12 protein-coding genes are annotated in these 12,032 nt (G+C 59.8%); all 12 read right to left on the bottom strand.

Annotated features, from left to right (window positions below; translation table 11 throughout):
* Window positions 1-103: 103 nt before the first annotated feature.
* Entirely contained in the window at window positions 104-1,150 is a 1,047-nt protein-coding gene (hypE, locus tag A5906_RS34915) for a hydrogenase expression/formation protein HypE (protein WP_080139647.1), read from the bottom strand.
* The gene (gene hypD, locus A5906_RS34910) at window positions 1,147-2,289 is read right to left on the bottom strand and encodes a hydrogenase formation protein HypD (RefSeq protein ID WP_080139646.1); all 1,143 of its coding nucleotides are present in this window, start codon (window positions 2,287-2,289) and stop codon (window positions 1,147-1,149) included. Before hypD ends, hypE begins: the two co-directional genes overlap by 4 nt.
* Complete coding sequence (locus A5906_RS34905) at window positions 2,286-2,522, bottom strand: HypC/HybG/HupF family hydrogenase formation chaperone (RefSeq protein ID WP_080139645.1); 237 nt, start codon at window positions 2,520-2,522, stop codon at window positions 2,286-2,288. Before A5906_RS34905 ends, hypD begins: the two co-directional genes overlap by 4 nt.
* Window position 2,523: 1 nt before the next feature.
* Window positions 2,524-4,779, bottom strand: a complete 2,256-nt coding sequence (gene hypF / locus A5906_RS34900) for a carbamoyltransferase HypF (RefSeq protein WP_080139644.1) — start codon at window positions 4,777-4,779, stop codon at window positions 2,524-2,526.
* Window positions 4,776-5,723 (bottom strand): hydrogenase nickel incorporation protein HypB, encoded by a 948-nt coding sequence (gene hypB, locus A5906_RS34895; protein WP_080139643.1) that lies wholly within the window; start codon window positions 5,721-5,723, stop codon window positions 4,776-4,778. Before hypB ends, hypF begins: the two co-directional genes overlap by 4 nt.
* On the bottom strand, window positions 5,723-6,064 hold the full coding sequence (gene hypA, locus A5906_RS34890; protein WP_080139642.1) for a hydrogenase maturation nickel metallochaperone HypA: 342 nt from the start codon (window positions 6,062-6,064) through the stop codon (window positions 5,723-5,725). Before hypA ends, hypB begins: the two co-directional genes overlap by 1 nt.
* Window positions 6,057-7,148, bottom strand: coding sequence for a hypothetical protein (locus tag A5906_RS43380; protein ID WP_080139641.1), 1,092 nt, complete (start codon window positions 7,146-7,148; stop codon window positions 6,057-6,059). Before A5906_RS43380 ends, hypA begins: the two co-directional genes overlap by 8 nt.
* 91 nt (window positions 7,149-7,239) lie before the next feature.
* Window positions 7,240-8,091, bottom strand: coding sequence for a hydrogenase expression/formation protein (locus A5906_RS34880; protein ID WP_080139640.1), 852 nt, complete (start codon window positions 8,089-8,091; stop codon window positions 7,240-7,242).
* Between the two features lie 522 nt (window positions 8,092-8,613).
* Complete coding sequence (locus A5906_RS34875) at window positions 8,614-8,904, bottom strand: HypC/HybG/HupF family hydrogenase formation chaperone (protein ID WP_080139682.1); 291 nt, start codon at window positions 8,902-8,904, stop codon at window positions 8,614-8,616.
* A 15-nt stretch (window positions 8,905-8,919) separates the two neighbouring features.
* A complete protein-coding gene (locus A5906_RS34870; RefSeq protein WP_080139639.1) occupies window positions 8,920-9,504 on the bottom strand; it encodes a HyaD/HybD family hydrogenase maturation endopeptidase in 585 nt (194 codons plus the stop codon).
* A gap of 11 nt (window positions 9,505-9,515) precedes the next feature.
* Window positions 9,516-10,229 carry a Ni/Fe-hydrogenase, b-type cytochrome subunit gene (gene cybH, locus A5906_RS34865; protein ID WP_080139638.1) on the bottom strand — a complete coding sequence of 238 codons (714 nt, stop codon included), beginning with the start codon at window positions 10,227-10,229 and terminating at the stop codon, window positions 9,516-9,518.
* A gap of 4 nt (window positions 10,230-10,233) precedes the next feature.
* Window positions 10,234-12,024 (bottom strand): nickel-dependent hydrogenase large subunit, encoded by a 1,791-nt coding sequence (locus A5906_RS34860; RefSeq protein WP_080139637.1) that lies wholly within the window; start codon window positions 12,022-12,024, stop codon window positions 10,234-10,236.
* Window positions 12,025-12,032: the final 8 nt, after the last annotated feature.

Below are 12,032 nucleotides of genomic sequence, written 5' to 3'. Positions count from 1 at the left end.
AGTTAGACGGAATTGCCGGTCAATCGAAGCGCTTCCGGAGCTGGTGGCTAATGACCATTTGATCGTAATTTGGCTTCCAAAAGGTGGATGATTCGAAGCCGGTTCAACAGATGCGAGGCAATTGTTCGCCCCACAGCCAGTCGACGATTCGTCGGCCGCCGAAATCGGTGCCCATCTGCACAAATTTCTGGTCGTCAGCCACCGCCTCGCCAATATCAGCTGCATCGGACCCGAGCGGGTGCGCCTTCATGGCTGCAAGCACGCCATCGGCCGAATCAGGCGCCACGATCGCGACGAGCTTGCCCTCGTTGGCGACATGGATCGGATCGAGTCCAAGGAGCTCGCAGGTAGCCGCAACCGCGGGCTTCACCGGAATGGTTGATTCCTGCAGATGAAACCCGAGATCGGATTGATGCGCAATCTCGTTGAGAGCAGCAGCGAGCCCACCGCGCGTGGGGTCGCGCATCACCCGGATGCCGCCACCACCTGCGGCAACCATGACCGCTACGAGATTATGCAACGCTGCTGAGTCCGAGACGATTTCCGTTTGAAAAGCGGCATTCTGACGTTTTGACATGATCGCCACCCCATGATCGCCGAGGCTACCTGACAGCAGCACACGATCCCCGACCCTTGCCTTGTCGGCCGAAAGATCGAGCCCACCGGCCACAAGCCCGATCCCCGTGGTAGAGATGAACAGACCATCCGCCTTGCCCCGCTCGACGACCTTGGTGTCCCCGGCAATGATGTAAACGCCGGCCCCTCGCGCCGCCGTTCCCATCGAATCCGCGACCGCCTTCAGATCGGAAAGCCGAAAACCCTCCTCGATGATGAAGCTGGCTGACAAATAGAGTGGACGCGCGCCGGACATCGCGACATCATTGATCGTGCCGTGCACAGCCAGGGACCCGATATTGCCGCCGGGAAAGAACAGCGGCGAAACCACATAGCCGTCGGTGGTCATCACCATCCTGCCTGCCGCAACGTCAAACGCCGACTGATCATTGCAGCGGGCGAGCCATTCATTACCAAAGGCTTGGTGAAAAAGTCCGGAGATCAGCTGTGCCATAGCACGCCCTCCGTATCCGTGGGAAAGATCAATTCGTCCGTCCTCCACGTCGAGCTTGCTTTGATGGGCTTTCACGCTCATGACGTCTGCCTCAAGTGTTCATCGCGAACTCGGCCATAGGTCCAATACGCCGCACAAGCCCCTTCTGATGACACCATGCAGGCTCCTACGGGAGTTTGCGGCGTGCAGACGGTTCCAAACAACTTGCACTCGACGGGCCGCTTGGCGCCACGCAGGATCGCGTAGCACTCGCACGCCGGATTGTCTGCGACAGGCATGTCGTGGAGCGCAAAACGTGTCTCAGCGTCGAATCTCTCGTAAGCCCGGTTCAGCTTCAGTCCGCTGTTGGGTACGAATCCAAGCCCACGCCATTCAAACTGCTCACGTAATTCGAACACCTGCGACATCCAGTTCTTGGCACGCCGATTTCCTTCGCGTGTCACTGCCCGGCTGTATTGATTTTCTACCTCGTAGCGGTCTTGGTTCACCTGCCGCACCAGCATTAGGATAGCCTGCATCACGTCGAGAGGTTCAAATCCCGCGATCACGATCGGCTTCTCGAACTGTTCCGCTAGCGGCTCGTAAGCCTGTGTACCGATAATGGTGCTGACATGTGCAGGCCCGATAAAGCCGTCAATTGGACCTCCCCCGGTGTTGCGGATCTTCGGGTCCTCGAGAATGCTGTGCATCGCAGAGGGTGTAAGCACGTGATTGCAGAACACGCTAAGCCCCTTCAATCGCATATTCTCGGCAATTCGGATCATGACTGCCGTCGGGGGCGTCGTGGTCTCAAATCCGATGGCAAAGAAGACTGTCTGGCGGCCCGGCGACTGTTCGGCGAGCCGGATTGCGTCGAGGGTCGAGTATACCATCCGAATGTCGGCGCCGAGCGCTTTGGCTCGCAACAGGGAACGTCCTTGGGACCCGGGCGCGCGCATCAGGTCGCCGTAAACGCACAGAGTGACTTCTGGTCGGTCCACGAGCCGAATCGCCATGTCGATTCTGCTCGCGGGCAGAACGCAGACGGGACAACCGGGCCCGTGGATCATCCGGACGTTCGCGGGCAGCAGATCCTCCAGGCCGTAGCGAGAGATCGCGTGAGTGTGTCCACCGCAAAATTCCATGAACCGATAGGCTCTTTGCGAACTGACCTCAGCGTCAATCGCACGCGCAAGTCGCTGTGCGATGGTCTTGTCGCGAAATTCGTCAGAATATTTCATGATCGGCATTCCTGCCCAGCGCTGCCTAGCTCCTGCAGAAGCTGCAGCGTGCGCTTAGCTTCCGACGGATCGATCTTGGCCAGCGCATAGCCGACATGGACAAGGACGAAATCGCCAACGTTGATCTCTTCGATGAGAGCAATCGATATCTCCAGGCTGATGCCATCGATGGACACGACGGCCATGTCGTTGGGAAGAATTTTCGCGATCTTTGCCGGAACTGAAAGACACATATCAAGCACTTCCTGCCCTGGCGCCCGACTGTTGAACAATCTGTAGAGCAGCAATCCAGGCCTGGCCAAGGCTCAGACCGCCATCATTAGGCGGCAGCCGCCGTGGCACCAGCGGTGTAAGACCGGCAGCGCTGCAAGCGCGTGGGATTTCGTGCGCCAACACCGCGTTCAGGAAGCAGCCGCCGCTCAGAACGACGGTGTTAACGCCGGTTGTTCGCGCAGAGCGCATGACCCAGTCAACGCAGGCGGCGGCGAAGGTGCCGTGAAACAGCCCGGCTCCGCCTGGGGCGTCAATGTCATCAGCAATCAACCGCGAAAACAGCGGACGAAGCGACAGCACGCCGCCATCGATTGTCCAGCCGGTTTCGAGAACCGCAGTCCGCCGCGCCAGCGCTTCGAGCTTCATCGCTGCTTCGCCCTCATAGCTCTGCAGATTCGCGATCCCCAGCAGCGCCGCGGCCGCGTCGAATAACCGGCCCGCACTGGTCGTGGTGGGCCCGTCCGGCTGATCGAGCAAGGCCGACACACATCCGGCTTGCCTTTGTGCAGCAAAGCGCTGCCCGATTTCGTTACCTCGGCCGAGCCCGTGTAATACTGCGCTCGCCATGCGCCACGGCTCGCGCGCCGCGCGATCTCCACCAGGCATTTGCAGGGGCGCTAAGTGCCCGATGCGTCGTGACCTCGTCCCTTCGCACAACAATAGTTCGCCACCCCAGTTGCCGCCGTCGGCGCCAAAGCCATGGCCATCGAGCACCAGGGCAATCGCAGGTCCCTCATGGCCATGCTCGGCGATGACTGCGGCAGCGTGTGCGTGGTGATGCTGGACGGCGACCAGCGCGCGAGCATTTTCTTCCGCAAACCGGGTAGAAGCCATATCGGGATGCAGATCATGGGCGATGAGGATGGGCTCCACGTCAAGGCTCGATGTGAGATGTCGGATCGTCTTCTCGAACGCACGGATTCCCTCGGCCGTATTTAGATCGCCAATATGCTGAGAGACGAACGCTTGATTGTCACGCGTGATGGTGACGGTCGATTTCAGTGCGCCACCGACGGCGAGCACGGGCGGGACGGACCTCGCAAGCCGGATCGGCTCGGGAACATAGCCACGGGCACGACGAATGAATTGCGGCCGGCCAGCCACCACCGAAACCACGGAATCATCAGCGCGCGTCAAGATATCGCGATCATGGGTCACGACAAGGTCGGCGATCCCCTTGAGGTGCCGCAGCGCCTGCGCATTGTCAATCAGGAGCGGTTCGCCGCAAAGATTGGCACTGGTGGCGACAATGACCGGGCCAGACCCCACACGAGCCCCCGTCGCGCGAAGCCCATGGAAGATGAGGTGATGCAGCGGCACGACGGGCAGCATGACACCCACTCGCGATAACCCAGGCGCTATGGCGGGCGCCAGATTGTTGCGCGAAGGCAGGAGGACGATAGGACGTGCCACGGATTCGAGCAGCGCAAGCTCGGACGCGTTCGCCTCCGCGACCTCGCTAACGCGCTCTTTGGAAGCGACCAAAACCGCGAACGGCTTGTGAAGGCGGCGCTTTCTGCGGCGCAAACGCTGCACCGCGTCCTGATTGCGCGCATCGCAAAGAAGCTGGTATCCGCCCAGCCCCTTTATCGCCACGATCTGCCCCCCCGCGATGGCCGCGACAATGGCGCTGATCCCGTGGCTGAGCCGAGGACCGCATGTCGGACACGCGATCGCCTCCGCGTGAAACCTGCGGCTTGCCGGGTCGGCATAGTCGGCCGCGCAGGCGGCGCACAAGCTAAAAGCGCTCATCACGGTGTTAGCGCGATCGTACGGAAGCCGTTCGGCGATGGTGTAGCGTGGGCCGCAATGGCAGCAACTGATAAACGGGTAAAGATAATGCCGATCTTCTGGATCGAATAGCTCCCCGAGGCATTGCGGGCAGACCGCGGCGTCAGCAATGATCTGCGTTGACAATCTGCCGCCTTCGCTCGTGCCGATCGAAAAGTCCTTCGCCGCGAGCGCCACAGTCTCCCGAACGCAGATGTGGTCGATGCGTGCCAATGGAGGCGCCTCAAGCGGTAACGTTGCAACAAACTCCGACGCACGGCAGCCCTCGACCTCGATGATAACGCCCTCGGGGCCATTGATGACAAACCCGGCCAATCCGTACCGCGTGGCGAGTCCATAGACGTAAGGACGAAACCCGACCCCTTGCACTGCCCCGCTGACGCGCACGCGCAGCCGTGTTCGGTCGCACGTGCCTGCGGCGCTCATAGCCTGGAGTCCTCTACGGTGCGCCTCTGATCGCCCGTCTGTTTATCGATCCAGGCGTAGAGCGCGCCAAAGCCCTCGCCAGTACGAGCCGAAACGACGAGCACGTCGATCTTTGGATTGACGCGTCTGGCGTATTCGATGGTCTTTCCCAAATCGAAATCAAGCAGCGGCGCCAGATCAACCTTGTTAATCACCATGAGCGACGAAGCGGCAAACATATCAGGATATTTGAGCGGCTTGTCTTCACCTTCCGTAATCGAAAACACTACGATCTTGCAGGCCTCGCCCAGATCGAAGGCGGCGGGACAGATCAGATTACCGACGTTCTCGATGAAGAGAATACCGCCTGTGAGCGGCGGCAAGTGGCGATAAGCCTCGCCAATCATAGCAGCATCGAGATGGCAATTCTTGCCGGTATTGACTTGAACGGCCGGCACGCCAGCCGCCCGAATACGTTCGGCATCGTTCGAGGTCTGCTGGTCGCCTTCAATGACCCCGACCAGACGCCTACGCTTCAACTCGGACACGGCGCGGGCCAGCAGTGTCGTCTTACCTGCGCCGGGACTGGACAAAAGATTAAATACCAGCAGGTCATCGGCAACGAAGAGCGCGCGGTTGACCGCGGCAATCCCATTATTCTTGCCCAGAATGTCGCGCTCGATCTCAATGACCCGCTCTCTGCTCACGCCCCCGACCTTTAAGCCAGCCGGCCCGACGCCGCCGCTTGGAAGCGCCTGCAAGCCATGTGCCTGCTGATGTGCTGAGCGACGATGGCTAATATGACTATCGCCAGCGTGCGACGGGCGTTGGTCGCGCTGCGGAAGGGCAGAATGGCGGTTGTAGTCGTCCTGCATATGGGCATCGCATCGCTCATGGCTCTCCGAATGATTTGTCTTGGCGTGATTGGTCGGCGCCCCCTCGGTGCAGCCACAAACGGTACACATCAATCGATCTCCAGCTCTTTCACGCGCATCTGTTCGCCCGCGGTTACCTGCAACTGATAACTGCCGCAGCAAGGACAGCACTCACCGCGCCGTGCAATTTCGACGCTCTTCGAACAGCTCATGCACCAGGCAACGCCTGGCAGTTCGACGATATTAAGAGCCGCCCCCTCGGCAACAGTCCGCCTTGCGGCGACAGCAAAGCAGAACCTGATCGCTTCAGGCGCGGCATGACTGAGTGCTCCCATCTCTAGACAGATGCTCCGCACCCGCGAAGAGGATCGATGGCGTACCTCCTCCTCTACGATCAGAATGATGCCAAGACAAATCGCCATTTCATGCATCGCGAACTTCGCGAAAATTGAGAGTGAACCCGACGCACGGATCTAGCGATGCAATCACCGCATGGACTGCATCTCGGCTTCGTCGAGCAGTCAGCACCGCACCCTCCAGGTTCCGAACCACCGGTCCGCGCCGGTGGAAATTCCACTCCGTCGGCGCGAGGAACTCGAAGCGGGATATCCGGCCCTGCGCATCAAGCTCAACCGCGTGGTAGAGACGGCCCCTGGAGCATTCGACCGCGGCCGCTGCACGGCCGGGACCTAGCTTATATATTTCGATAATCCCATCCTCCGCGGCCTCAATCTGAGCGCCGGCCTCGAGCCAGGCGCATAGCCGGAGGATTTCAACAATTCTGGCCCTCAGCCGCTCGACCGCACCGAAGGGTCTCGGCGAGAGCCGTTCACGGGCCATTTGACGCGCCCATGGCCCTGTTTCGGGCACATGTCCGTCGAGGTCGGGACAATAGCAAAATGTCTCATCCACGAGCAGCCGTTTCGCGATGTTGCGGTCGTCAGCAACGGACAAGAACGAGTGCTCCGTCGGAACTGCCTTCAGGTCGACCTCATTGAGCGCGGCAATGTGAAGCGCCAGCGGGCTACCGGACTTCAGCGCGTCACCATCATGCGGCATGCCGAGCGCGGCCAGCGCAGCGGCAATCCCCGCCGTTGCTTCGCGTTGAGCGGAGCCCCAGACCGGGTGCGCGGCGCTACCGAGCGCTGACAACTCCGACCTCAGAGAGCGGATTGCCGCCGCACTGGCGACGTCTTGCGTAAGGTGTCCGACAAACAGGCCGCGTGCCAAGTCCGTGATGCGCTCGGTAACGATAAGCGCAATACGATGCTGTTTTGTTGCGCGGGTGATCACTTCGTCACGCGCCGTCTCGATGGCGGACAACAGTGCGGTTTGCTGCGCGGCGGCACATAACGCGAAGAGCCGCGGCAGGACATTGAGCAGTGACGTGGCCGGCTTTCCGGCAAACACCCGCGCCAGCGGCGGCCGGACTCGCGGCAGGATCTCGACCGAGGCGACTACGTCGGCAGCCAGCAATACCCGGACATCGATTTTGTTGCGAGCAGTGAGGTTCATGCGCACCGCTCCGTCATCATGCCGCGCAAGCTGTCGCCCATGCGCACGCTCTGTCTGCAGGATCCCAACCGATGCCGAATGCCCGAGCTCTTCATGTGAGGTACGCCTTGATCATTTCCTGCATTCGTTCGGCAGAGTCCTGGAAATCCTCGTCGGCAGCCAACGCAACAATCGGCACCCCCCCTACCTCCAGCGTATCAAGGATGATGTTGTCCGTAGAATTGAAGAACTGCACTGACCAGACGTTTCTGACCCCGGTCGCCTGCACCCGGCAGGTGCCGTAGCCGCGGAAGACGAGTTGGACCGGGCCATTGCCCAGGCTTTGCTGCAGGAACGTCAGGTCGATAATGCTCATCGGCAGCAGCGTGAGATTGACAACATGCGCATGCATACCAAACCGCCAGACGCGCGCCCGCTCGCGTATTTCTGCGAGCACCGGTCGCACGTTCATCGCGCCGTCCGGCACCGTGCCGATCACAAGATCGGCGGACGTCAGGTCAGCTGCAGCGCGCCGGACAATCTGCGGAATCGCTCCGACCTCAACATATTCGTGCGCCGGCTCGGTCCCGATGCGCACGCGCCAGATTCCCGCAAGCACGGACTCCAGAATTTGCGCCAAAGAGCCATCTGGCAGCGCAACCACGCCCTCCACCTCACCTTCTCCGAGTAATTCGCCAATCAGCTTGCGCTCGGCATCGCTGAGATTTGCGAGTCCGTACAATTGTGTCGGAGCACCGCTTCTCTGCTCCCCAACGGCAGCAGCGGCATTCGATAGCAGCAAGGCGGCGTTCGCATAACTCCTTGCACGCTCGTCGCAGTCCCGCCAAGCGCGCGTCGCCAGCGCACTCGCCGAGCGGCTATGCAATACATCGAAACTTCCAGACCCAGTGGCAAGGTCGCTCGCCGCCCGGTCGGCACCGTCGAAGGGGATCGCTGCTTTCATGCGATGTTCCGTTGTCTGCATCGGGCGGCGATGCACTTGCTTAAAGAAGTGCTGCCGGCGCACGGTTCGCGCCGGCCAAGCCAGCCGACCAGTGCGCCACTAACGCCGCGCGAAGTCGCTGCGCCTTGCACGCCTCGCCGAAACTCCTCGAAAATTCCGGCAACGAAGAACGCGAGCTGAATGATCGGGCGCAAATATAGGTGATCGGCCGGCGACAGCGGCATCGCGGTCCCTTCACGGGAGCGTGCGCGGCCAGGCGCGCATCGACGCGGACTCCCTCTACGTCGGACGGAGCGGGTCGCGCCAGACCATGCTGCGCCGGCTGCAACTTCATCACACGCCTTTCTGATCATGCTAGGTTCTGCTAGCAGGGCTGTGAGCAAGGCGCATGCCAATCATCCTCTAGCCGTGATCCCGCTCGAACCAATGGCTCGACGCGCCCGACATTTTCTAGGCAAAGTTACGTGCGACCGGAATTCGGATTTGTGAGCAAACAGTTGGCGCAACCGGCGCGCGGAACCGTTAGCGTAGGTGCTCCGGCAATTGCGGCTTGTGACCGATCAAGTCCGCAAAGAAGCGTTCGCAGTCCTGGCCGTTGAGGCTGGCCTCAAGCCCGTCAAGTGCTCGCGAGATTAGCCTTGCCTCATTTTCGTCCAAGAGCCGCACCGCGCTGTCGATATGAACGAGCACCTTCGCGCCAACCGATACATCGGCGAGCAGCATGACTGAAACGCGCCGCTGTTCATTGCCATACTCGCATAGCGCCGTGAAACCGTCGGTCTCGACAATCGTCATTGGCAACCCAAGGCACATGGTCATTCGCAGCCGCTAGATCGGCTGCGCCCTCATCTCATAATTCGCATGGTCAATATTGTTCGCCAACAGCCGTTCTGATGCAGGCAGCGGCAGGCTCCGGAGTTTTGCCGGCGAGCCCCACTGCTCTAGGAGTTTACAAGCCAGTTTAATCGCAGGGGCAATCTGAAAGCGCACCGGCGCGGTCAGAGGACCGCCCCAATCCTCCAGGTCAAACGGCTGACAGCCGATGAGAGCGAGCTCTCGCGGGCGGCGGCCAAGCAACTCGGCCGCACTCAAGACCTCCTGAAAGCCAGTCTGATGCAGGCTAACTTTCCTGGCGCCAGTGAATTTAGGGACTTCGTCATCTCGTACAAGCATCAACTGCCCGGGCAGCAATCCATAGTCGATGGCATCGAACACGATCAGACGATCAGCCTGCTCAAGAAAACTGACGAGGTAGAGCCCTTGGGTGCCTCCATCGAGGACGGTGACGTTATCATCGACGGCGTAGCGGCGATGAAACTCCTCGACCACACGCACACCGAATCCCTCATCGGCCCATAGGATGTTGCCGATGCCGAGCACCAGGATCCGTTTTTTGTTTGTCGGACTGAGCATGCGCTTCCCAGTCAATCGCCGAACCCGTGGTCACCGGATATAGAATAGAAGCTGTGGCGCGACATGATATCTTCCCGGATCACCGCGTAGATGTGGACCAGCACGAACATCACGATCACCCATAGGCCGAGATGATGCAAGGTGTGGACGTCCTGACTGTTCGGCAAGAATGAAAACACCCAGCCGAACACCTTGTACTGCCAGCTGTCAGTACCGGCACCTTGCCCATAAAGTGCAAAGCCGGTGAGGACCATGAATGTGATCGTCTGCGTAAACATGAAGAACATTGCGAGCTGAGCAAGTCGGTTGTGCCCGAGGCCCCTCGCTGGCTCAACCGTAAGGAACGCATACCTGCGAATCTCGTGGCACAACTCCCGCCAAAAGCACCCGCGCCAAAGCGGCACGTAAAAGATCTGCATGGCATGCGCGTCTCCCACCAGGGCCCAGTAGATGCGCAGAAGAAAACCGGCGCTGAGCACATATCCCGCGGAGAAATGAGCAAAGCGGATATAGCCGAACAGAAAATTCCCGCTTGCCCCTCCCGACGTCGCGGGTGTCCCGGTTCCAATAAGATAGCCGGTTAAACTCAGCACGAGAATGGCCGCCGCATTAACCCAATGCCAAAGTCGAACCGGCGCGTAAACGTAGCCGACGCCACCGACGATGCTGCGACCAGTCGGTGCCGCATCGATGGCGGCAAGTAGCTTCCGAGCCCTGTTCAGCATAGACCTAACGAATTTTAACTGAAGCCATTTCCTGGCCGTCAGGAGTCATCACGTGGGTCGAGCAAGCCAAACACGGATCAAAGGAATGGATGGTGCGCAAGATCTCCAGGGGTCGCTGCGGATCGGCCATCGGGGTACCGATCAGGGAAGCTTCAAAAGCACCAATATTGCCCTCGAAATCGCGAGGAGATCCGTTCCACGTCGTCGGCACGACACATTGATAGTTGTCGATCTTAGCGTCCTTGATCTTAATCCAGTGCCCGAGCGCTCCGCGTGGCGCCTCGGTGAACCCGTAGCCCTTGGCCTCCTTGGGCCAGCTTTCCGGGTTCCACCTGCTGACATTGGCAGTTGCCGTATTGCCTGCCTTGATGCTGATTACGAGCTTATCCTGGAAATATCGCATCTGATGCGCCGCCCACTGGCATTCAAGCGCTCGCGCCGCAGTACGGCCAAGCGTCGAGAACAGCGCAGTCACGGGAAGATTGAGCCCCTTGAGCAGTCTCTCGGCGGGCTCCTTGAACTCGGCTTTGCCTTGCGCATAACCGACGATGTATCGCGCCAGCGGCCCGACTTCCACGGCGCGACCGCGCCAGCGCGGCGCTTTGATCCAGGAATACTTGCCGCCTTCGTCGAGTTCCTTGATATCCGTCTTGTTGCCTTTGAGTTTTGACCCAAGCTCAAAACTCGGCTCGGTGATACCATCCCAGGGATGCAATCCGCAGCAATCGCTGGGGTATTTATACCATGAATGCGCAACGAATTCCTGGATCTGTTCGGGATCACCATGGTCGATCGGCAGTATCTCCTTGAGATTGCCATCAAGAATAACCCCGCGCGGCAGCTTGAAACTCTCCGTGGAACAGTCATTGGCATTTTCCGGGATGTCGCCATAGGACATCACGCTTTTGCTTGAAAGGCCGCCGCCGTGGAGCCAATCCTTATAGAACGAGCAGATCGCGGCGATATCCGGCAGGTAGACCTGCTCGACAAACTCAATCGAGCGGTCGATGATCGAGGACACGATGTTCAGCCGCTCTATGTTGATCGCGCCCACCGCACCGATTCCGTCGATGTTGATCGCGCACGGCACGCCACCGACCAGCCAGTTTGGATGCGGGTTCTTGCCACCATAAATAGCTTGGATCTTGACGATCTCCTTCTGGAAGTCGAGCGCTTCCAGATAATGAGCTACCACCATCAGGTTCGCTTCTGGTGGCAGCTTGTAGGCCGGATGCCCCCAATAGCCATTCTTGAACGGACCGAGTTGCCCTGATCCGAAGAATTTGGTGAGCCGGATCTGCAAATCCTTAAAATAGCCAGGGGATGCCTGCGGCCAGGGCGAGATAGACTGCGCCAGTGCAGAGGTGGACTTCGGATCGGCCTTGAGCGCGGAGACCACGTCGACCCAATCCAACGCGTGGAGGTGATAAAAATGTACGAGGTGATCATGCACGAACAGGCACAGCTGCATGATGTTGCGGACCGAATTCGCATTCTCCGGAATCGTAACTCCTAGTGCATTTTCAACAGCGCGCACGGAGGTGAGCGCATGCGTGCCGGTGCAGACCCCGCAGATCCGTTCGGTGAACGCCCACGCGTCCCGCGGATTGCGCCCGCGCAGGATGACTTCGATGCCGCGCCACATCGTCCCGCTTGAGACCGCATTGCGGATTACATTGTCGGAATCAAGATTGGCTTCAATGCGCAGGTGGCCCTCGATTCGCGTCAGCGGATCGATAACGATTCGTCTGCCGGAACGATCGAGAGTGAACCCATTCGGCGTCTGGACGGCCACCCTCGTCC

It is taken from the genome of Bradyrhizobium sacchari (assembly GCF_002068095.1).
Taxonomy (GTDB): domain Bacteria; phylum Pseudomonadota; class Alphaproteobacteria; order Rhizobiales; family Xanthobacteraceae; genus Bradyrhizobium; species Bradyrhizobium sacchari.
Note: the sequence above shows the minus strand (reverse complement) of the source record. Positions and strands in the feature narration are given on the sequence as shown.